The sequence below is a fragment of the Candidatus Marinimicrobia bacterium CG08_land_8_20_14_0_20_45_22 genome, assembly GCA_002774355.1.
Classification (GTDB): Bacteria; Fidelibacterota; UBA2242; order UBA2242; family UBA2242; genus 0-14-0-20-45-22.
Genome location: PEYN01000008.1, coordinates 1 through 23,343, shown reverse-complemented (window position 1 = coordinate 23,343; position 23,343 = coordinate 1). Strand labels below are relative to the sequence as shown.

Below are 23,343 nucleotides of genomic sequence, written 5' to 3'. Positions count from 1 at the left end.
AAAGACCCCAGTGAGTTGATCGGTAAGGATGACTACCAGATGGGCTGGCGCGAACAGGCTGATTTATATCGAACAGATGACCGGGAAGTCATGCAAACCGGCCAAGCAAAATTGGTCTATGAGGAACCTCAAACCACACCAGAGGGCGAACGCTGGGTACAGACCAGTAAAGTTCCCTTAAAAGATAGTAAAGGTAAAATCATCGGGATGTTGGGCGCTTATGAAGATATTACGACGCGAAGGCAGGCCGAAGAGCAGATACGCTATCAGGCTAACTTATTGCAAAATGTCTCGGACGCCATCATCGCGACGGATGAGAATAAGTTGATCACCCTATGGAACCCGGCGGCGGAGGCAATGTATGGCTGGAAGTCGGATGAGGTTGTCGGGAAAAATTTCCACGATATTATTAGTCCTGAGTATCGTTATGACTCCAGAGAAACAGTCTTTGAAAAATTAAGTAATGTTGGGACCTGGTCTGGTGAGATCGTGCATCATTTAAAAGACCGCAAACCGCTAACCGTTCTGAGCACTCTATCCGTTCTGAATGATGCCTCGGGTAAAAAATCCGGACTCGTTTCGATCAATCACGACATCACCGAACAGAAACAGATAGAAGAAGAATTGCAAAAGAGCGAAGAAAAATACCGTCTGCTCGTAGAAGATGCCTTTGAGGGCGTTGAGATTACCCAAAATGACCGAATCGTATTCGCCAATACCCAATTTGCCGAAATACTGGGATATTCAGCGACCGAGATAGCGAGTGTGCCCTTCACTAAAATTTTTACCAAACAAGGATTAGAAGATCTCTACGAACGGCAGAAAGATCGCCAATCAGGAAAACCCATGTCGAATCAATATGAAACCACCTTTCTGAAAAAAGATGGAACCGTGATAGATGTGGAAGTCAGATATAGAATCATCAATTACGCCGGAAATCCGGCTACCTTCGCCGTCATCCGCGATATAACCGAACGCAAGCGGGCGGAAGAGGCATTAAAAAAGAGCGAAGAGCATTTACGCCAGGCCCAAAAGATGGAGGTGCTCGGTCAATTAGCCGGCGGCATTGCGCACGATTTCAACAATATCCTCGCCATTATCATGGGGCATTCCCAGTTGATGAAGATGGGTCAGCAGACTCCGGAAAGAGCGACGCACAGTATTGACACCATCGAAAAGACGAGTAAACGCGGCGCCGACCTTGTCAAACAATTGATGACCATCGCGCGCAAAAGCGAACCGCTAATTGCGCCGGTGAATCTGAATGATTTGATTAGCGATACCGTTAAAATGTTAAAAGAGACTTTCTCGAAAGTAATTGTTTTCGAAACAGACATTCAACTATCCCTGCCATTTGTTTTGGCGGATGCCTCACAAATGCATCAAGTTTTAATGAATCTCTGCGTGAATGCTCGCGATGCCATGCCAGAGGGCGGAATACTCCGAATAGCGGATAAGTGCGAATCCGGCGAATCAATCCGCCAGCGACGGACGGATGCCACAGCGGATCAATACATCAAGATTACCGTGAGCGACACCGGCGTCGGCATGGATCGGGCGACAATAGATCGCATCTTCGAGCCGTTCTTCACGACGAAGCAATTGGGTAAAGGCACCGGTTTGGGCTTATCCACCGTTCACAGTATCGTTTCCAGTCACAACGGCTTCATCGATGTTGAAAGCAAAGTTGGAGTCGGAACGACCATATCCGTGTATTTGCCGGCGTCATTGTCCTCCGAGACAATCAATTCGCAGAATACGGCAGGATTTTCCGATATCAAGGGCGGCAGTGAAACCGTTCTGGTTATCGAAGATGAAGAAATGATTTCTGAGATGCTGAAATTGGTCTTGAGCGGGCACGGATATAATGTCCTGACAGCGAAAGATGGCATCGAGGGCGTCGAAATCTATGCCCGCGAGAAAGAAAAGATCGCGCTCGTTTTAACCGATATGGGACTTCCGAAACTGATGGGAAATGCGGTCTTTCATCGGATCAGGCAGATAAATCCGAAAGCCAAAGTAATTCTTGCCAGCGGTTTCCTGAGCCCGGACGATAAATCCGAACTTTACAAATCCGGACTGGCGCGATTTATCCAGAAACCGTTTATGCCGATTGATGTCCTGAAAAATGTTCGCAAGGTATTGGATAGTAAAAGTTGATTGGCTTGTCCGCCCAAGGCGGATAGGCATAATCAACATATTCTACCCGATTAACCCATTTGACACAATTAACCCGACCAGACCAAACGATTTTCTTGGCGAAAACCGGATTTCGTCTTGTTTTAAAGCGAATTTTGTAGGTTTATTTACGGGGGAAGTGAATTATATAGCATATTTCTTCTTTATAGACGAAAGCGGAATTGATAGACGCAATTCTCCTTATGAAGTCCTGTGCGGGGTTGCCATTGAAGATAGAGATTTGTGGAATATTGTATCTCAACTTAAAAATTTAGAAGACCAACTTTTAGGAACGCGCTACAGCGGCCAGAAGCGAGAGATTAAAGGTAGCAAGTTTTTAAAGAAGAAGGTGTTCAAGCAAGCCGCCTCGTTCGATTCCATCCATATTGATGAAAGAACACTCCTTGCAAAGCAGTGTATGAGAATGGTTCGATTGCAGATAGAAGGCAAATGGCAGCATTATCACAATCTAAACTTGATTACGTCAAAAAACTGTTGGAAATCTGTTCACAGTTTCGTGTAAAAATATTCGCATCGATTTCGTCTGAACCTATCAGGGAAACAGACGATGAAACTGATGGATTGCTCAGAAGAGATTATGTCTATGCGTTTGAACGAATGTATTATTATCTGGAAGACAAGAAAAGAGAAGATCAAGGGATTATCGTTTTCGATGAACTTGAAAAATCGAAAAGTCATGTTCTGGTTTCTCAATTAGAGAACTACTTTAAAAAGACCTCAAAGGGACGTACTCGTTCAGGACTGGTAATTCCCGAACCGTTTTTTGTTCATAGCGATCTAACAACGGGCATTCAAATCGCCGATATAATCGCCTACATTATTTCATGGGGATTTAGACTAAGAGGAATGACTAAACCTGTGAGACGCGAATTGGACGAATTTGTCGAACTATTGAAACCGTTAAGGTATTCTACGACGAGAGATCTTGAAGGGCATCCAGACACGAATATTTGGAGCGTGATTTTCGTAAAATAAAAAAGGCAATGTCAGTTTCCCGGCAAAGCCTCCGGCATAGTGTAGAGATATTTATTCTATTTGCAAAGAAATATTTTTATACTCAGTATAACGATAAAATTAATCCACGACCGCACAAACAATCCAATCAGAGTGAAGTGTCCCAAACGATTTTCTTGGCGGAAACCGGATTTCGTCTTATCTTGCCACCGATATGCAAATCGATTCGATAAGGATTTTGATATGAATATGGATAAACTCGAAATAGCTAAAAACTGGTTGCCGCGCTATACGGGCATGCCGCTTAATCTGTTCGGTGAATACATCCTGTTGACGAACTTTCGTAATTATGTCGAGAATTTCTGTCAGACATTCAACTGTGATCTTTATGGCGAGGGACACCCCATGCAAGCGGCGACGAATTCTTCCGGATTGTCGATCGTCAATTTCGGTATTGGTTCGCCGAATGCCGCGACGATTATGGACTTGCTGATTGCGATTAAGCCATCCGGCGCGCTGTTTCTCGGTAAGTGCGGCGGGCTAAAGAAATCGACAGAAATCGGCCACTTCATCTTACCGATCGCCGCCATCCGCGGAGAAGGAACCAGCGACGATTATTATCCGCCGGCAGTGCCCGCTCTGCCATCATTTAAATTGCACAAATTCGTCTCCGAAAAGATCGTTCAGCGCGGTTATGATTATCGCACCGGCGTGGTCTATACGACAAACCGGCGCGTCTGGGAACACGATCAGCCGTTTCACGATCGATTGCGCCAAATGACCTGCATTGCGATCGATATGGAAACGGCGACGATTTTTATCGTCGGTCATTACAATGAAATTCCACGAGGCGCGCTGTTGCTCGTTTCGGATTTGCCAACGACCCCCGAAGGCGTCAAAACCGAAGAGTCAGACAAACAGGTCACATCTGAATGGGCGAGAATCCATCTGATGATCGGCATCGAGGCAATGACAGAAATCGGCGTCAACGGTGAGCCCATCAAACATTTCCGGTACTAACTTTCGATGAGGAGAAAAATAATCGTATATTTTAAAGGTTATGATTTTTAATCACCGAAGATTGAAACAATTCTTCCTAATGCTTGCCGCTTTACCCGCGCTGGTTTTTGCTATTGGATTGGATGTCCCGGCAAACGACCCTGTATATGATTTTCTAAAACGATTGGAGACGCGTTGGATTGTTCGTGGTTTGAGTGATATGAATTTGCCGCTCACCCGCGATGAGGTTGTTGCGCTTCTTCAAAAAGCGGCGGCGAAGGAATCCGAACTTTCCGGCATTGAAAGGAACCTCCTTCGGGAATTCCTCGCCGATTATCGCTATGAAACCGAATGCCAAGCATCACCGAGCGATTCGATCGACGCCCCGTTTTATAATAAGCGTTACTTCCGGCAATTCCCGGGGAAACTCTTTTCGCGTGAAAATTACGTCGAGGAAAATCATTTCCTGATGTACGAAAACGGCGAAAATATCTTCTGGTTCGACGTTGGCGCACGCGCCCGGGTTGACTGGAAAGACAATCACCAAAAACAGATGATCTCCGACCGCTATCTGTTTCGTGGCGCTCTGGGAAAATCGCTCACGTTTCATACATTTTTCGCCCGCATCATAAAAAAATACAATCCGTCGTTCACCGAACCGTATGACGAGGAAATCGGTAGTTGGAGCCTGTTCCAACCAGATAGCATCGTGACGCTGGATGTCCTTCAGTCTTCACTCGTTTATCATAATGACCGGTTCGATCTCGGTTTGTATCGCCAACCGGTTTCGTGGGGCGCAAGCGGAACGAACAACCTGATCCTGTCGAAAAGCGCGCCGATGTTTTCTTATATCGGATTCAACACACGGTTCAAAGGCGTCAAACTGACATTTCTCCACGGTTCGCTGATGAACGACAGCACACATGTCCGCTATTTGCCAGTCGAAGAACGGAATCGCTCGAAGTACATCGCGGCACATCGCCTTGACATTCCGCTTTTTCACGAAACGACTGTCGTCGGATTCAGCGAAATGGTCATTTACGGCGATCGTGAAATCGAACTGTCTTACGTCATGCCGTTTGGATTTTTCTGGGCGGCCGGTCATTCGCTGGAAGACCGCGACAACATGCTGATGGCGATGGATTTCAAGACAACATTTATTAAAAACGTGACGCTTTACGGTTCCCTACTAATAGACGAAATGCGGTTCGGCGAACTTGGAAATCATTGGTGGGCGAATAAACACGCTCTTCAGGCGGGAGCGCGCTTTTCGCCGACAGTTGCTTCGATCCCAGTCGATTTTCAGGCAGAGTTCACTGCAGTTCGTCCGTGGACATATACTCATAAGACGCTGACGACGGATTACACGCAGAATGGTATCTGTCTTGGTTTTCCGTACGGACCGAATTCGCAAGCGTGGTTTTTCCAGATCAGCGCGAGTTTCACGCGACGACTATCGGTTTCTGGAGAATTTCTGAATTTGGAACAAGGTGTCGATGACGCAACGCATTATTGGGGCGGAAATCCGACAGTCAGTTACGAATTGCGCGATACGACAATTGACCATTCCACAAAATGGCTAATGGGTGACATTCAGACGACGAACCGGCTGAAATTCGTCTGCAATTATGAACTGTTCAATGATTTTTATATCAAGATCGGAGCGGAATTCAACGCTGTCAAATTGAGAGACGAACGGGAATCTCACCGATTCGGATATATCGAGATGGAAGTCAATTTTTAATGACGAACCTCATCGAGTTTTCCACCATCCTTGCGTTTCTTTATCTGCTGATCATGTTGCTGATCGCGCTCGGTCTGATATTTATCCGGATGACGCGGAGCATTCGCCAAACACCCGCCGTCTCGGTTATCGTTTGCGCGCGAAATGAAGCGAATGTCATTAGCCAATTGCTTCAAAGCCTGACGAAACTCCGCTACCCGGAAGATAAGTACGAAGTCATCCTGATTGATGACGATTCTTCGGACGGCACGACAAACATCATGAATTATTATGCCGCAGGAAAAGAAAATTGGAAAGTTCTGCGACACGACAAATCATCAGACCCTTTGAAAGGAAAAAAGGGTGCGATCACGCTGGGCGTTCGCGAGAGCCGTGGCGAGATTATCATGGTCACTGATGCCGATTGCATCGTTCCTCCGGATTGGATAACGTCAATGGTTCAATATTTCCTGCCGAGCGTTGGAATGGTTTTGGGAAACAGTCCGGTCGAGACTCGCGAGGGCTTCATGAACATTTACGAGCGATTCGATACGCTTTGCGAAGCATCGGTCGCCGCCGCATCGACTTATTACAACAAACCGACTCATGCAAACGGAAGAAATCTGGCATATCGTAAACAGGCGTTTGAAGATGTCAATGGCTATGATGACGGCACAAATACCGATACCGGCGACGATTTTTTCCTGATGCAGAAAATCCGTACTTTGACGCGATGGCGTTTTGCATATAGCACCGATCCCGCCAGTTTTGTCAGCACCAAACCGATGACTTTTGGGAGAAAATATATTCATCAGCAGTTACGCCGGAACAGTAAGGCTTTCAATTTGACGATTCCATTCTTTCTGCTTGGTATGATCGTCTTCCTGTTTCATATTGTTTTGGCGATCATGGTTTTTTCACCGTCGCTCTGGAACTGGCTTAGTATTTTGCTGATGTTCAAATTTTTGTCCGAATTCATTGCGGCATATCACGGCGCAAGAATTTTCAGACAGATTAATTTGTTGAAGTACTTTCCCATCTTGTGGGCAATATATCCGATTGGTTATTTGACGTCGCAATTGGTCGGATCGCTGAAAATCTACAAGTGGAAATGAGCCAATCGTGAATCGTAAATCCGCATCATTTTACATCAAGGGAATCGTGACTCTGATAATCAAACTCGCGATCAGCGTTCTGTTGGTTCGGATCGCTATCCGGAAGGTTGATCTCTCTGAGCTTGGACGGATTTATGGAACGATCGACGTGTTTCAAACAGGGGCAATTGCATTGTTTATTCTCGCAAATTGGGCGCTTCAGGTCATTCGCTGGGGGTTAATTTTGCGAAGTAACGGCGTCCCGGCGAGTTTTACAGAAACGCTTAAATCATATTTCATCGGCTATACATTCCGCCTGCTGATTCCTGGCGGCTATGCGGAATTTTTGAAGATTTACTATCTGAACGGAAAGCGACGTCTCGGTTTCATTGCCTATGGCGTTGAGATGGCAACCATGGCGGTGACGCAGGTCTTGGCGTTAGCGGTTGCAGGGTTCTATCTTTTTCCCGGTCAGCGGATTGTTTTTGTCATTCTCGCGGTCAGCGCTGTGGTGACTGGTTTGTTTCTTCCCTATCTGCGAAAAGTCAAATTCATCGGAAAATTCGTTCCCGCCCAAACTTTGCGGTATTCACTGATTCTGCAATCTTGTTTGTTGACGCTCGTTTCGCTCATCGCGATTAATTGGCAATATCACTTTGTTCTGAACTGGTATAGTTCAATTTCGTGGTTATCGTGCGCGGCGGCGGTAATCTTCGTGCTCTGTTCTGGAAGCGTACCGTTCACGTTTGCCGGATTAGGCGTTCGGGAAAACCTTTCGATCTATTTATTCGGACTGTTCGGCGTAAAATCGTCGGTTGCTGTAGCGACAAGTTTGTTTATTTTTTCGACGAATTTTGTTTTGCCTGCGTTAGTTGGACTGGTTTTCATCTTGCTTCATCAAGTCAAGCGGCGAGCGCTTCCGGTTCCAGTCCATTCGATTCCCCCAGAAGCTTAAAATTCCCATCAGAACGACATAAAAAGGTTGAAGCAAAAACCAAGGGACAAAAACGCGGCGCAGTTCTGTCTGTCGGAACAATCGCGTTCCGCGCCATGCGACGGTTACTTCGCCGACCAATTTTAAGACAATAAGAATGCCGAGCGGTGCTACTCCGACGATTCCTGCTAGCCAGCCGATGAAGTATCCGATCGGCGCGAGGTTGGCGATGAATGTAGAAACGATAACGATGAAAAACGGAATATTCAGATGAAACATATAATTGGCGTCGGCGGCCCAGCGCGCGCGTTGGCGGATGAAACCGGAAATCGTATCCACCGGTTGCGTTTGGACGATCGAAAGCGGATTAGAATCGAAAACGATTCTGGCGGACGATTTCCGGTTGACGATTTGCATAAAGAGCGAATCGTCGCCGCCGATCCGCTCACGAATGTCTTTATATCCACCGACTTCCCGGAACAGGGATTTTCGGAAGGCAAGACTGTTTCCAGCACATCCCCAGATGAGATTCAGGTTCAGCGTAGCGCACTCGGCAGTCATTAACATCAGATAATCCAATGCCTGGAGACGGTGGAAAATCCGGTGATTATACCGAAATCCGCAGTAGCCTGCCGTCAGACCGACTTCCTTGTCGAAACATCTGGCCATCGAGGAAATCCAGCCGGAATGAAGTTCGCAATCGGCGTCTGTTGTCAGAATGATTTCCCCTCTGGCGTTTTCGATTCCCAGATTCATAGCGGCTTTTTTAAAAGTAAAATCCGAGACGATTCCATGGGTCGAAAGAATCTTCAGATTCGGATTCTTTCGCTCGGCTTCTTTTAGAATAGCAAGCGATTCGTCCTCCGACTCGTTATCGACAATGATGATCTCGTAGCAATCTGCCGGATAATCCTGTTTGGAAAGACTTGCGAGCAAACCGGGAAGTTGCTTTTCCTCGTTTTTCGCCGCAATAACGACGCTGACGAACGGGCGATTGACGTTTTTCGGTTGAAACGGAAATTCTAATCCGTAGATATAGACAAGTAATGACACAAAGTATATTAAAGAAAAAGTCAACGCTATCCCGAAAATGATGTTCATGAGAAAACCCACCTTTTAAAGATCGATACTTTCATGAGGTAAAAGTCGATGAATCATGAATATTCTCGATGAACACGATATTTTCATCTCGCTCAACTACCGGCGTCACGGCGACGAACCATTTCATTCCCAGATAAAACACCGCGACCGCGGCGATAATCAGCGCCGGATGCATATGCCCATGAAATTCGTACCCGGATAACGCGCCGTCTGGCAGATTTGAAAAAAGTACCGAGAATCCATTGTTGATTGCGTGAAGAAAGAGCGAAACCCAGATCGAGCCGGTTCGCCATGCGATATAGCCTAGAAAGACGCCGATGATGTAAATCTGTACAATTCCCCACGGATTGGAATGAACCAGCGCAAATGTCAGCGCGGAATAGAGAGCGGCTTTCGTTACATCGTTAAGTCTGTACTCAAGAATTCGTTGGAAAAAACCGCGAAAGAGCATTTCTTCGAACAGCGGACCTAAAATAACGACAAAACCGATAATAGCGAGCGCCGATTGAATAGAATCTATTGTCATGATTCTATCGATTTGCTTGAAAATCTCGGGCGCCGGAAAAAACATCTGAACGAGGCGATCCATTTCATCCATGACGACAACCATTCCAAGCCCAACCGGCAAAATGGCGATGAGTGACTTTGCCGAGACGGCTTTCATGCGGAAAAACGTGCGATAAGACGAACCGAGTTTCTTGCAAAACAAAGCCACCGGCAGAAGCATCAAACCTTCGCCAACCAACAGACCGAGATAGGTAGCATCGTTGGTAGAATCTCGTGTCGTTACTACGGATACAATGAGAATCGATGTTGTCATTCCGAAAATGACCCCAAAGATCAACAAGAAAATTGCTGTTTTAGTTTTTGGAATAATTTCAGGCATTACTTTTTCCATTCATTTCGCTGGGCTTTGCACCTGATTTTCAGTTAGTTTGCGGAGTTGCTGACGGATAGTTTCGTTGGTTTTTGCATCGTAGCCGCGTTTATAGAAAGAGACTTTTCCAGTTTCGGCAATCATCACCAGTGTCGGCGTAGCGATAGCCTTGTATTTCTTGGCGACGCCGCCCCAGCGGTCTATCAGTGTTGGTATTGACCAATTCATTGTCGTGATGTACGGCTTAACGATTTCTTCCGGTTCATTGATATCGATCAGATAAAATTCAATGCTTGGAAATTCCTGCTGGATTGTGTGTAGGAAACCAATTTCCTGTCGGCACGCAATGCAAGACGTGCTAAAAAAACTGATCAGAATCGGCGTTCGTTTTTCCGGTTGAACTTTAGAACCAACTCTTTGACTGAGAAAGAAATCGCCACCATTGAGGTTTTTGGCATAAAACATTGGCGCGTTGTCGCCGACGCTCAAAACACCCTGTAGAGTTGCCAGCGAGTCGGGCGCGACGATCAGCATCAGCGTCAGAAAAATGGTGGAAAGCGTACTCATGGAGTTTTTAACTTCTGTTCTCGGGTGATTTCATTAAGCATAATACCGACGGAAATGGCAAGATTGAGCGATTCGCCATCGCCTCTTTTGGGAATAGAAAAAGTCGAGTTCGCTTTTTGTAAAATTTCTTCCGGCAGACCGTGCGATTCACTCCCGAATGCCATCAACCAATTATTACCAATCGTTTTGCCCTGCGGCGGAACGCCAGATACATCAGCCGCCAACAGATTCGCGCCAATTTTTTGGACGAGCGCCGATAGCGCGGGAAGATCGACTTCTGAAAAAACTTTCAACACAAAAAGCGCTCCCATCGAACCACGCACTGACTTTGGGTTGTAAGGGTCAACAGACCCGGGCGACAACAAAATGTTTTGGATGCCGAACCAGAGCGCCGTTCGGAAAATCGTTCCCAAATTTCCCGGATCGTTGATTTCCCACAGATAAATAGCCGGAATCGGCGCCACGGTTGTTTTATCCAGACGACTATCTGGGATAAGTCCAACTGCCAAAATTCCTTCTGGAGATTTCAGCGAACTGATTCGCTCCATATCTTTTATGGAAATGATTGACATTGGAACAGTTTTTTTCTTGAGGTGAAGCGCGATTTCGGGCGGAAGGTTTTCCGATATCTTCGTAGTTGCGATTATATTTTTGATCGGAAAACCAGCGGAGAGCGCCGATGCGACGAGTTTGACGCCCTCGATTAAAAACTGACCGGATTCATCGCGGTATTTTTTCTGTTCAAGCGCCTGCAGAAAGGAAATTTCGCGGCGGCTGATCGCGTCGCTCATTCCAGATATTTCTCCTGAAATTCGTGTACGGCGTTACTTTGTCCGACGATAACAATGAGATCCTCCGGAAGAATCGTCGTGTCCGGGCCCGGCGCCTCGACATGCTTTTTCCCATCGGAGTCGAATCGTTTGATCAGTACGATCTGAATTCCCCACTGTTTCCGCAAGTCGAGAATTTTCAGATTTTGGTAAGTCATGCTTTCGGGAGCGGGCATTTCGAGAATCGAAAAATCGTCGTCCAGATCGGCGTACCGCACCTGATCAAGCGTCTGAAACTGCGTAGCAAGATCGCCGACCGTCTCGCGTTTGAAAATTTCCTGATTGTATAATTGGATGACGTGATGCCGGTAAACCGTTCCGATGATTTTTCCCGTCTTGGGATCGACAACCGGCAACTCTTCCAGATTCAACCGACCGAATAATTTCATGATATAATCGAGGTCGTCTTCGGGTTTTGCGGTGGCGACATTGCGATTCATCACTTCCGAAACGAGAACCAGCGAACGTACCTGATCCGTTTCCATGATCATCGGCTTCAGGTCAGAAAACGAAACGTAGCCGGTGACCTTACCCGCGGAATCGATCACCCAGTAAATGTTTGCTGATGCGGCAGTAATGACGCGGATAAATGATTTCAGGCTCATATCGGCGTTGATTTTGTGAAACTCCGGAGACATGACTTGCTTAACCTTGAGCGATTTGAGGACGTTCAGTTCCCGTCCATCGAAAAGTCTGACGCCTTGCTGTTTCAATCCGAGATAATGCACCGACATTTTGAATGAATATCTTACAATGATCTCACTCATGACGATGCCGAGAATCAGTGGAACGATTAAATGAGAATTGTCCGTAATCTCCAAAACCACTACTAAAGCCGTCATTGGAATACTGTTGACGGAAGCCGCAACCGCCGCCATTCCGACAATGCTGAAAGCCGTTACGTCGAGCGACAGCCCACAGCCGGAATTCATGAAGACGGCGAATAGATTTCCAATCGCCGCGCCGATAAACATGGACGGCGCGAACAATCCGCCGAAGCCGCCCGCCGACAGCAACAGCGCAGTGAAAACCACCTTAAGAACCAGCAATGCCGTAACAGTTGTTGCCGATTCAGCGCCCATGGCAATTGCGTGGATCGTGTCATAACCAATTCCAAAGATTTGCGGATAGAAAATACCGGCGATCCCAAAAATCAGCATAACCGGTAGCAATTTGGTAAGAGGATTGAACCGGGATAATTTATTGTTGAAAAAGTTTTTAACCGTGTCGTTCAGATTCAGTACGAGAAGCGCTATCAAACCCGCTATTATTCCAAGAAGCAGAAAAAATAACAACTCCGGTGAAAAGCGAATAACTGCTGGAGGAAGGATAAAAAAGGTTCCCCCGCCAAGAAAAATTCTGGAAAGGTAGTCGGCAGTAAACGCGGAAATGATTAGCATTGAGAATGTCGATGTTTGGAAAAAATTGAAAAGAATAATCTCAACTGAGAAAAAGATGGCGCCGAGCGGCGCATTGAATATCGCGGCGATAGCGGCGCTCATTCCAGCGGCAAGAAAAGCGCGACGGCGCCTCTCGTTCACATGAAAGGCTTGACCCAATAACGAAGCCATCCCAGCGCCTGTTTGAGCGGCGGGCGCTTCCGGTCCAAGCGTTCCGCCCATTCCGAGAAAAATTAACGGCGCAACAAAATGAAATATCGTTGTCTTAAAATTGATGATTCCACTATAAAGAAAATTGGATTTAATGACTTCGACGACGCCTTTCTGGGCGGCCAATTCCGACCAAAGCCAGACCATTAATCCCACGATCAAACCGCCGAACAATGGTACGGCAACGATCATCCATACGGGTAAATATGCACTCAAATCTGCCATTGTGGAGAAAGAAAAAGTCTTAATCGCATTGATTCCGGAAATCAATAGAATCGACGGAACACCGGCGATGACGCCGATGGCCAGTGAAGAAAGAATCAATCGAATAAATTCGGACGCTGGACTAATTTCGATTTGTTTGACAATGATACGCCAGACGTTGGCACAAACTTGTCTGAAATTCCAGTGATTATTCGCGGATTTTACCATCATTTTTTCGTCACATAGACTTTACTCGCACGCTTTGACTTTCGCGCGATTGTTCTTCGCAGGTAAAAAGTGAAGCAATCTCCCAAAATAGACTTTCCAAACAAACGGTTGTCATATTAACTTATCGTACGGATATGTTCTTTTAGTATCACATGACAATTACTCAACAGAAATTACCGATAGCGAATCAATGAAGCAAGTGCGGACTTTTAAAGAATCTGGTTTTTTGATCAAAACAAGGTTTTCGTCAATTGTGATAACGGCCTTCATCGTTAAACCGCGATTTCTAATGACGATGTTACGTTTTGTGTTCACCGTGAGACGCGAACAAATTCATGTCGGTTCCGCTCTTGTTCTTCGTTATTCGCAAACGCCGACCGCTCAAAAACCGGCTGTAATCTTGATTCGTGGAAATCAAGCGTCCGATGGATACTATGGAATGTTGAATTACCTTGCTCAGGCGCTGGCTTTCTTTGGCTTTCATGTTTTTGCGCCGATTCTTGATGATACGAAAGGTTATCTTCTGAAGCAGGAATCTTTAGAAACCCTAAAAAAAATTATTAAGGGAATTGCCGAATTGGATATTGTCAAACCCGAAAAAATCGGCATTTTCGGCGAAAGTTTCGGTTCTGGGTTGACTTTGCTCGCGGCAGAAGATCCGGAGATTAATCGGAATATTCGGTTCATACTGCTTTTCTCGCCGTACACAACGATAGAATCCGCAGTTCAATTTGCTTTTTCTGGAAAAACTGTCAGCGATAGAAAAAAAGAGCGGGTTGTTCCCGATCCGTATTTACGCATATTGTTCGCCTTGAACGTTCTCGACGACATTGATCCGACATTAGATAAAGCTGTGCTCAGACAAGCGTTTATCAACTATCTGATGGGCCGGCGCGAATGGGCTACCGATGACATCCGAAAAATTGGGAAGCGCGAACGCGATTTCTTTCTGTCTGTTCTTCGCGGAACCGATGTCGGTGAAGCGAAACTGGCAACGTTATTAGAACAAGCGGAGAATTATCGGAACGTTTTATCGCCGCTTACGATTCAAACCGATTTGCTGAAACCGATCCTGATCGTTCACGGTATTACAGATAATGTTCTGAACTGTGATCAAAGCCGGGTTCTTGCAGAAGCAATAACCAGTTCCGGCGGAGTGACGGCACACCTATCGCCACTTCTTCGACATCAGAAGTTCTTTTCTTTTTTCTCAAATCCTTGGCGGTGGATCGTCGGTTTTGCTCAACTCAGCGAAGTGTTTTTCAAAATGCTGGTTTACTTCGAGACATACGACCTTCTTAAGCACTCAGATCAGACGACTTCATCTCGCCAAGAAGCGTAATTTTTATTCTCCGATCAAAAATATTTTTTTCTGCGGATGCGAAAGCCATTCAAATCCGGTTTTCGTTACAACGATCATTTCTTCAACGGTAGCAACACCGTAGCCTTCTATGGGTAACCGCGGTTCAATCGTGTAAACCTGACCCTCTTCCAGTCGATAAAACGGTGTTTCGCCGTAACGTTCCCATCGTGGAGATAAACCGCCCGCGCCGTCATGAGTCGAGCGCCCGACCTGATGTCCGGTGGCGTGCGGAAATTCCGGGTAGCCTTTGGATACGATATAATTGCGCGTAACATCGTCGATCTCACAACCCATTTTCCCGGGGCGAATGGCTTCTGCGGCGTTTTGTACGGATTCGATGATGGTATTGAATCCCCGCATGACCGGTTCGGGCGCCTCTTTTTCGCCGTCACGTAAAAAATACCATGTTCGTTGAATGTCCGAGCAGTAGCCGTCTTTTTTTACGCCAAAATCAATGTTCAGAACATGACCCTTTTCAATGATTCTAGCCGTCGGTTCCGCGTGTGCTCCGGCTGAAAAAGGTCCGGTAAAAACCGCAGGACAAGAACTGACTTCCCACGCCGTTACCAGATTCTGCTGACGAACACAATCCAGAATAAAATCCGCAACATCTTTTTCTGACATTCCCAGCTTCATAAAAGTCGATACGCGATTATAAATATCTTCTGTTACGGCGATAGAAGCCTTGATTTTTTCTAACTCCGATGCCGACTTTCGTCCTCGAAGCGCGCTGATAATTTTTTCGGATGATAAAATTTTTCCCTTATATTCGGCTTTTGATAGATATTCCATCAGCGTTTCATACATACCATGTGTCAGTCCATCGGCCATGTAGTCATTTACCGAAGTATTGATTGCGATTTCTTTCGGATGTAATTCGCGGATAGCCGCGATAAGGGATTCTCCAATTCCACCAACATAAACGCGAATGTCGTCAAATGCGCCGGTTAACTTGATGCGTTCTTTATCGAGACTACCAATGATGGCGATCGTTTTTCCAGTTTGGGAAACCAGAAATGCCGATTGCCATGTGCAATTTGCACCGAGAATCATATCCAGACTCGGGTCGTGGATTGTTTCGCTTTCGCGTACGAAAGTAAGCCATAAGTCGATTTTTAATTCTTCAAGAATTCCAATGGCCTGTTTAATCTTTTCTTTTTGCATAATGTCCTTTCTATCATGCTTAGTTGTGCCACATGGCATCTCAAATATAGCGAAAAATTTTCGATAGACCAGCGATTAGCAAAAAAGAAAAGGGAAGCATTTCGGGCGAAATCGCTTCCCTATTTGGGACTAGTAGATATGTCAACATTAACTGAAGTAAGTGCGCCTTTGAATGGTGCGTGGGATGTATCATGTTGGCGGAGATTACTGTATAACAATTTCCAAAAACCGCTTTGTAATGTTACAATCCTTATGCCAACGTGTATGTTATTAGTAATCAGCGTGCTGAATAAATCGAGGGTTGATAAATGTCAGGCGCGCTATACATTGTTTGTCAGGCGCGGTTGACACTTTATAGGGATCAGAGTTTTTTTCGGAGAAATTTACCCGTGTAGGAATCGGTGTTGCCGGCGATACTCTCCGGCGTTCCTTGGCAAACAACCGTGCCGCCGGCTTCCCCACCTTCCGGTCCCAAATCGATGATGTAATCGGCAGTCTTGATCACATCTAAGTTGTGTTCGATGACGATGATCGTGTTTCCGTTATCGACCAGACGATTTAAGACATTCAGGAGCATGTTAATATCTTCAAAATGTAAACCGGTCGTTGGTTCATCGAGAAGGTAAACTGTCCTGCCGGTGCCGACCTTACTGAGTTCAGTCGCCAATTTAATTCTCTGCGCTTCGCCGCCGGAAAGCGTGGTTGCTTGTTGACCGAGTTTGATATATCCCAGCCCGACGTCTTTGAGTGTTTGGAGTTTTTTATGAATTGTTGGAATCTTATCGAAGAAGTCGAAGGCTTCATCGACAGTCATATTCAAAACTTCAGAAATGTTTTTGTTTTTGTACCGTATTTCAAGCGTATCGTGGTTATAGCGCTGACCCTTGCAGACTTCACAAGTAACATAGACATCTGGAAGGAAATGCATCTCAATTTTCTTAATGCCATCTCCGCCGCATGATTCACAACGTCCGCCTTTCACGTTAAAAGAAAAACGTCCTGGGAGATAACCTCTAATTTTGGACTCTTTCATGGAACTGAACAATTCACGGATTGGCCCAAATGTTCCCGTATATGTTGCCGGGTTCGAGCGCGGTGTTCTACCGATAGGTGATTGATCAATATTGATGACTTTATCGAGAAATTCCAAACCCGAGATACTGGTATATTTCAGAGGCGTCATCTTGGAGTGATAGAAATATTTGTGTAAAGCTGGGTAAAAAGTCTCATTTACCAATGTGCTTTTACCGGATCCTGATACGCCAGTCACGCAAATGAATTTTCCAATCGGAAATTTTACGTCGATCGATTTCAGATTGTTACCCTTAGCACCCTTGATGATAACCGCTTTGCCGTTGTCGTCCCGCCGCTTTTTAGGAACCGGTATTTTTTTTACGCCTGATAAGTATTGTCCGGTCAACGAATCCGGATTTTGGGCAATTTCTTCCGGAGAACCTAAAGCGACGATATGTCCGCCGTTTTCACCGGCACCGGGGCCTAAATCGATCACATAATCCGCGTGCTCGATAGTTTCCCGATCATGTTCAACAACCAACACGGTATTCCCAAGATCGCGCAGACGCGTTAGCGTAGAAATCAGACGACAGTTATCTCGCTGGTGCAAGCCGATGCTGGGTTCATCTAAAATATACAGAACGCCGACGAGTTGTGAGCCAATTTGCGTCGCTAACCGGATTCGCTGGGCTTCGCCGCCGGAAAGCGATTGCGCCGTGCGATTCAGTGTCAGATAATCGACGCCGACGTTTACCAAGAACTGCGCGCGCGCCTTTATTTCTTTAATGATCTGATGTGAAATTTGCTCTTCGACCGCTGTCAACTGGAGATTTTCGATTACGTTGAGGAATTTTGAGATTGATAGATTGCTGATGTCGTAAATGTTCATTCCGCCGATTGTAACGGACAGACTCTCTTTTTTTAAACGCTTGCCATCGCAAGTCGTGCAATTTTTCACGCTCATAAACTGCTGAATCCATGTTCGAATGCCTACTGAATTGGTCTGATTGTATCGGCGTCTCAAATTCGGAATGATTCCTTCGAATGGTGCGTTGTACTGTCCGTTGATTCGTTCGGATTTCAGATTGATGGGAACGCGATTGCCTTCTGTTCCATAGAGCAAAACGTCTCTGGCAATCTGTGGCAATTTTTTGAACGGCGTCACAAAATCAAAGTCGTAAGCCTTTGCAACGCCTTTGAGAATAGCGGAGTACCAACCGCCGCGCGGTTGTTCGCCGATCGGAATAATAGCGCCTTCGCTGAGGCATTTCGATTCATCCGGAACGACTAATTCTGGATCGATTTCCATTTGTGTGCCGAGTCCGTCGCAGGTCGGGCAGGCGCCGTACGGACTGTTAAACGAGAACATTCGCGGCGACAGTTCTTCATAACTGATCCCGCAATCGAGACACGCAAGGTTTTCACTGAACAGATGCTCTTTCTCGCCATTGACAAGAATGACGACCAGCCCGGATCCGATTTTCAATGCAAGTTCTACCGATTCCGCCAATCGCTCACGCACCGAGTCGGAAATGACTAAGCGATCAACGACAACTTCGATGTTGTGTTTCTTATTTTTATCTAAGGAAATCGATGAGTCGACATCGACAATCTTGCCGTCGATGCGCGCGCGGACGAATCCTTCACGGCGGATTTCTTTAAAAATCTCTTTATATTCGCCTTTCCTTCCGCGAATTAGCGGCGCTAAAACCATGATTCGGGTATCGGCAGGATAACTATTCACCGAATCGATGATCTGTTGAGCCGTTTGTTTTTGAATTAATTTCCCGCACTGATAGCAGTGCGGAATGCCAATCCGCGCGTACAAAAGGCGGAGATAATCATAAATTTCCGTAACCGTTCCGACAGTTGAGCGCGGATTCTTGGATGCGGATTTCTGTCCAATAGAAATCGCCGGCGACAGACCTTCGATGAAATCAACGTCCGGCTTTTCCATTAAGCCGAGAAACTGTCGGGCGTAAGCGGAAAGCGACTCCACATACCGGCGCTGACCTTCCGCATAAATTGTATCAAACGCGAGAGACGATTTGCCGGATCCGGAGAGTCCGGTAATTACCACAAATTTCTCGCGTGGGATTTTAATGTCGATGTTTTTTAGATTGTGCTCGCGGGCACCTTTGACGATAATGTATTCGCTACTCACTGACTATCCTATTTCAAAATATCTGGTAAAATTATCACCCTTTTTCGGGAACTAAAAAGGTTTTTCCATGCGTAAATCACTCATCATCATTGCAAGATTGGGTCATAAGATGATAGATTCCCGTGAATTTTGAAATTCGTCTTTTTAAAACAGGAATAAATATGACTATTGTTTGGATTAGTTTTATCGTCAGCGTCTTTCTCATCATCGTCATTGCCCAGAAGAATCTCTGGCTTGGACTATTTATCGGTGCGCTGGGTCTCGGGCTTTTCAATCTGAGCTTGTCTGATATCGCCCGCGCTTTCTTTGCAACTGTGACCGACGTTTCCATCATCCTAATGGCGATTGCGGTTGGATTGATCCCGCTGATCGGCTCTGTTTTGGATTCGGGCGGATTGATGAGTGGGATGATCAATTCGCTCAATATCAAGAAAAAATTATTCTTCATGTCGATGCCGTCTTTTATGGGATTGCTGGTCATGCCCGGCGGCGCTTTACTTTCAGCGCCGGTTATCAAAAAGGTCAGCGCTGACGATATATCTAACGATGATTTAAATGTTCTGAACATCTGGTTTCGTCACAATCTCATTCTGATTTATCCGCTTGCCGGGCTTTTGCCGACGACAAAAATGGCTAATCTGAACCTCTACTACGAAGTGATTTTGTTGATTCCGGGCGCGATGATATTGTCGATTCTGGGTTATTTTTTCTTCATTGCTCCGCTGAAAGACAACGGTCGGTTAACCGGTACATTCGATAGTCGGAAGTTCTGGTTGCCAATCTTAATTATTATTTCTGCTCCGGTTCTGCATCTAATTCTGATCAACCTTTTTAAAAGCTGGCTTCCAGAAGTGTCGTTGATTGTCAGCATTGTCGTCAGCCTTGTGCTCGGCGGTTATTTTGCCAGAACAACACCATCAGAATTTCTCAGCCTGGCGATCAAAGACAAGCCGTGGCGTTACTTTTTACTCATCATTGGGATGTTTTTCTATTTGAATATTTTCAAGGCATCCGACGCGTCACGCGTTATTGCTGAAATCGTATTTTCCGAAACGTTTCTCATTGTAGGAATAGCGTTTTTTCTGGGTTTTATAACGGCGAGAACGCAGGTCGCCGTCTCGATTCTTCTGCCGATATTTTATGCAAAATTCGGCTATGCGGCGATGACGCCCGCCGTGTTTGCCATCGTCTTCTTTTCGGTTTTCATGGGCTATTTAGTTTCGCCAATTCATCCGTGTCTCGTTGTCTCGCTGGAATACTTCAAGACAAGCCTGAAGGGATTTTACCGGCGGATCACAATTCCGGTGCTAATCGCCATGTTTTTTGCCGTGATCGTTTCGCTTCTGATCGTCAGTGATTGAGCAACACACCAACCAAGATTTCGTTGAGGGAATTTAGCCTCAAATACCCAATCTTTGGGGTTGCAAATGAGAACTTGCTGACCTATATTTTCCCGCAATATGGATGTAGGACATAAATCGAGAATTCAATAGATCGGAAACCGGTAGAAAAATTTACTTCGTTATGGAACAGGAAAACACAAAAAAAATTCTGTCGCGGCACGAGAAAGAGATGGGCATCCAGATTGCCGAGATGGAAAAATATAAATGGATTTGCAGCAACCAGCATGGTTGCGATATAGGAAAAAGCGCTTATTTAGATTGGATACAGAAATACGGGAAAAAGGTGCGTGAATGGTTAGAGTCTCTTCCAGATGAAGAGATTGACCAGTTATACAATGAAATTTCTGACAGCGTAAAAAATTACATTCTCAAAAAAGCGCACTGATATTATCTAAGGGAGGATTCATGGAGCAGAAAAATTTAACGAAATTGCCAGAAAATGCTTACCGAAAGTTAAAAGAAGGCGAAGAATACACGCCGGTAATTCCGGCGCAAACTATTGTTCCGGAAGTGACTGGCTACTCGCTGGGCTGGGGATTGTTCTACTCGGTGTTGTTCTCGATGGCGGCGGCGTATCTGGGCTTAAAGATTGGGCAAGTTTTTGAAGCGGCAATTCCAATCGCGATTCTTGCGGCTGGAATGTCGGTTTTACTAAAGCGTAAAAATGCTTTGCAGGAAAATGTCATTGTACAATCCATCGGCTCCAGTTCGGGCGTCATTGTCGCAGGTGCTATTTTCACGATTCCAGGACTTTATATTCTCGGTTTAAATGCTAATTATATCCAGATATTTTTGGCTTCTCTGCTGGGCGGATTTCTGGGCATTCTGTTTCTGATTCCTTTCCGTAAATACTTTGTTAAAGACATGCACGGCGAGTTTCCTTTTCCCGAAGCGACCGCAACGACCGAAGTACTGATTGCCGGCGAGGGCGGCGACCAAGCGAAAGTGCTCGTTTCTGCGGCGATGGTTGGAGGAATTTACGATTTTTGCGTAGCCGGATTTGGTTTTTGGAAAGAGGTGGTTTCGACTTCAGTTTTTCACTGGGGCGCATTTCTTTCTGACAAGTTGAAATGGGTACTCAAAATCAATATCGGGGCGGCGGTGACGGGGCTCGGTTACATTATTGGCCTGCGCTACTCGGCGATCATCGCCAGCGGCTCATTCTTAGCTTGGTGGGTAATCGTACCGGTTGTCAGTTATGTTGCCGGTTTGGGAAGCCAAACGCCGGATGCAATTTTCTTTGCCTATGTCAGGCCGGTTGGCATCGGCGCGATAGCGGCGGCTGGAATCATCGGAATTTTGAAATCTTCCAAAATCATCGGCGGCGCTTTCAAATTAGCGGGTAAAGAACTGTTCGGTGGCGCCAAAGGCGTCGCCGTCGAAGAGAGTTCCCGCACGCAAAAGGATATACCGATGAAGTGGGTAACGATCATCTTGGCGTTGACGATGATTGTGATTTTTTTCTTCTTCCTTTTTGGCATTCAAGTCACACCGAAGCAGGCGATAGTCGGATTACTAATCGTTGGTATAATTGCATTCCTATTCACCACCGTGGCGGCGCGCGCGATTGCAATCGTCGGCACGAACCCGGTTTCCGGAATGACGCTCATGACGTTGTTGTTGTCATCTTTTATTCTGGTTAAAGTTGGACTGAATGGTGACCACGGGATGCTGGCGGCGCTCCTGATCGGCGGTGTTGTCTGCACGGCTCTTTCGATGGCAGGTGGGTTTATCTCGGACCTGAAAACCGGTTACTGGCTCGGCACGACGCCAATCAAGCAGGAAGGCTACAAATTTCTCGGTACACTTTTTTCGGCCGCTTCGGTTGGATTTGTGATTTTGATTTTGAACAAAACTTTCGGTTTTGGCGGAAATTCGCCGTTACAAGCGCCGCAGGCTTCCGCAATGGCGGCTGTTATTAAACCCTTGATGACCGGAGCCCAAGCGCCGTGGGAACTTTATCTGGCCGGAGTATTCATGGCAATCGTTCTCGAAATTATCAAAGTTCCGTCTTTAGCGTTCGCTCTCGGAATTTACCTGCCGATCCAGTTGAACACGCCATTGCTAATCGGTGGCTTCGTTGCGTATTTAGTTTCGAAAAGTAGTAAGGATGAGGTGCTTACCAAAGCGCGGAGCGAACGTGGAACGTTAATCGCTTCAGGATTTATTGCGGGTGGAGCGATCATGGGAGTCGTTTCGGCATTTATTATCTTCATCGGACAAAAATTCTTCGGCGAAGGCTGGACGCTGGCAAAGGGCATCGGAACATTGCAATGGGTAGAATCAGCCGGTGGCGAGATTTTTGGGTTCGTTATGTTCGCGGTGTTGTGCATTTATCTCTATTGGGATTCCTGTCGCGCTAAGAAATAAATCCGATTTATTTCGATTGTTGGGTTCTTTGTTTTGTGTCACAATAGTCCATAGAGGTTTTGGATAACTTGTTCTTGTAATTTGACAAAAGTGAGATGTACAGTTTAAAAAAACCGGATAGAATTTTCCGGCAATGAAAGGAAATAATATGAATCGAAGAACTTTATTTCTGATAATCTTTTTGTCGGCAATGGCGATGATGTTGAACGGCTGACTGGAAGATCTCTTTGGTCCGAAAGATGAGGAACCAATCGACTCGACCGATGTAACCGACGATTCTTTTGTCGGGAAATGGCATCTCGTTACCAAAAGTGTTAAGGGCGTCTTGTCAACGCGTGGAGCGATCGTCACAATAAATGATGACGGGACGGGCATACATTCATCAAGCGATGGAGACGAGACTTTCACTTGGAAAACGGAAGACAGCGTTCTGACAGTTACACTCTCTGGGGGTGATAGTTTCACCTCGAGCTACCTGTTTGGCATCAACACCATGACTCTTTCTCACGAAGAGGATGGTAAAGCCATTGTCGAAAAATATGCCA

At 46.0% G+C, this 23,343-nt stretch carries 17 protein-coding genes and 1 pseudogene; 11 read left to right on the top strand and 7 right to left on the bottom strand.

Features of this window, described 5'->3' with window-relative positions:
• The first annotated feature begins 15 nt into the window (after positions 1 to 15).
• From COT43_00645 to COT43_00620, 6 genes and pseudogenes are all read left to right on the top strand, one after another.
• Positions 16 to 2,160 carry a hybrid sensor histidine kinase/response regulator gene (locus tag COT43_00645; protein PIS30987.1) on the top strand — a complete coding sequence of 715 codons (2,145 nt, stop codon included), beginning with the start codon at positions 16 to 18 and terminating at the stop codon, positions 2,158 to 2,160.
• Between the two features lie 166 nt (positions 2,161 to 2,326).
• Positions 2,327 to 3,174, top strand: a pseudogene (locus tag COT43_00640) (DUF3800 domain-containing protein).
• 228 nt (positions 3,175 to 3,402) lie between these two features.
• The gene (locus COT43_00635; protein ID PIS30988.1) at positions 3,403 to 4,173 is read left to right on the top strand and encodes an AMP nucleosidase; all 771 of its coding nucleotides are present in this window, start codon (positions 3,403 to 3,405) and stop codon (positions 4,171 to 4,173) included.
• Between the two features lie 40 nt (positions 4,174 to 4,213).
• Positions 4,214 to 5,896 carry a hypothetical protein gene (locus COT43_00630; protein ID PIS30986.1) on the top strand — a complete coding sequence of 561 codons (1,683 nt, stop codon included), beginning with the start codon at positions 4,214 to 4,216 and terminating at the stop codon, positions 5,894 to 5,896.
• On the top strand, positions 5,896 to 6,990 hold the full coding sequence (locus COT43_00625; GenBank protein PIS30985.1) for a hypothetical protein: 1,095 nt from the start codon (positions 5,896 to 5,898) through the stop codon (positions 6,988 to 6,990). The genes COT43_00630 and COT43_00625 overlap by 1 nt, the downstream gene beginning before the upstream one ends.
• Positions 6,991 to 6,994: 4 nt before the next feature.
• Positions 6,995 to 7,924: a hypothetical protein gene (locus COT43_00620; protein ID PIS30984.1), complete on the top strand. Its 930-nt coding sequence runs from the start codon at positions 6,995 to 6,997 to the stop codon at positions 7,922 to 7,924.
• Here COT43_00620 and COT43_00615 read toward each other — a convergent pair.
• The 5 genes from COT43_00615 to COT43_00595 are packed head-to-tail and all read right to left on the bottom strand — an operon-like array spanning position 7,838 to position 13,323.
• Positions 7,838 to 9,004 (bottom strand): hypothetical protein, encoded by a 1,167-nt coding sequence (locus tag COT43_00615; protein PIS30983.1) that lies wholly within the window; start codon positions 9,002 to 9,004, stop codon positions 7,838 to 7,840. The genes COT43_00620 and COT43_00615 overlap by 87 nt on opposite strands.
• A 31-nt stretch (positions 9,005 to 9,035) precedes the next feature.
• Entirely contained in the window at positions 9,036 to 9,902 is an 867-nt protein-coding gene (locus COT43_00610; GenBank protein PIS30982.1) for a hypothetical protein, read from the bottom strand.
• Positions 9,903 to 10,448 (bottom strand): hypothetical protein, encoded by a 546-nt coding sequence (locus COT43_00605; protein ID PIS30981.1) that lies wholly within the window; start codon positions 10,446 to 10,448, stop codon positions 9,903 to 9,905.
• On the bottom strand, positions 10,445 to 11,239 hold the full coding sequence (locus COT43_00600; GenBank protein PIS30980.1) for a hypothetical protein: 795 nt from the start codon (positions 11,237 to 11,239) through the stop codon (positions 10,445 to 10,447). Before COT43_00600 ends, COT43_00605 begins: the two co-directional genes overlap by 4 nt.
• Complete coding sequence (locus COT43_00595; GenBank protein ID PIS30979.1) at positions 11,236 to 13,323, bottom strand: hypothetical protein; 2,088 nt, start codon at positions 13,321 to 13,323, stop codon at positions 11,236 to 11,238. The genes COT43_00600 and COT43_00595 overlap by 4 nt, the downstream gene beginning before the upstream one ends.
• A 187-nt stretch (positions 13,324 to 13,510) precedes the next feature.
• Here COT43_00595 and COT43_00590 point away from each other — a divergent pair, with 187 nt between their 5' ends.
• Positions 13,511 to 14,662: a hypothetical protein gene (locus tag COT43_00590; GenBank protein PIS30978.1), complete on the top strand. Its 1,152-nt coding sequence runs from the start codon at positions 13,511 to 13,513 to the stop codon at positions 14,660 to 14,662.
• 3 nt (positions 14,663 to 14,665) lie between these two features.
• Here COT43_00590 and COT43_00585 read toward each other — a convergent pair whose 3' ends face one another.
• Positions 14,666 to 15,847 carry an aminopeptidase P family protein gene (locus COT43_00585; GenBank protein PIS30977.1) on the bottom strand — a complete coding sequence of 394 codons (1,182 nt, stop codon included), beginning with the start codon at positions 15,845 to 15,847 and terminating at the stop codon, positions 14,666 to 14,668.
• Positions 15,848 to 16,208: 361 nt separating this feature from the next.
• A complete protein-coding gene (locus COT43_00580; protein PIS30976.1) occupies positions 16,209 to 19,025 on the bottom strand; it encodes an excinuclease ABC subunit UvrA in 2,817 nt (938 codons plus the stop codon).
• Between the two features lie 161 nt (positions 19,026 to 19,186).
• Between COT43_00580 and COT43_00575 the strand changes: the two genes are divergently transcribed.
• The 4 genes from COT43_00575 to COT43_00560 form a co-directional block, all read left to right on the top strand.
• Positions 19,187 to 20,386 (top strand): hypothetical protein, encoded by a 1,200-nt coding sequence (locus COT43_00575; protein ID PIS30975.1) that lies wholly within the window; start codon positions 19,187 to 19,189, stop codon positions 20,384 to 20,386.
• 163 nt (positions 20,387 to 20,549) lie between these two features.
• The gene (locus COT43_00570) at positions 20,550 to 20,813 is read left to right on the top strand and encodes a hypothetical protein (GenBank protein ID PIS30974.1); all 264 of its coding nucleotides are present in this window, start codon (positions 20,550 to 20,552) and stop codon (positions 20,811 to 20,813) included.
• A 20-nt stretch (positions 20,814 to 20,833) separates the two neighbouring features.
• A complete protein-coding gene (locus tag COT43_00565) occupies positions 20,834 to 22,798 on the top strand; it encodes an oligopeptide transporter, OPT family (GenBank protein ID PIS30973.1) in 1,965 nt (654 codons plus the stop codon).
• A 325-nt stretch (positions 22,799 to 23,123) separates the two neighbouring features.
• A partial coding sequence (locus tag COT43_00560) for a hypothetical protein (GenBank protein PIS30972.1) occupies positions 23,124 to 23,343 on the top strand: 220 nt, incomplete at its 3' end.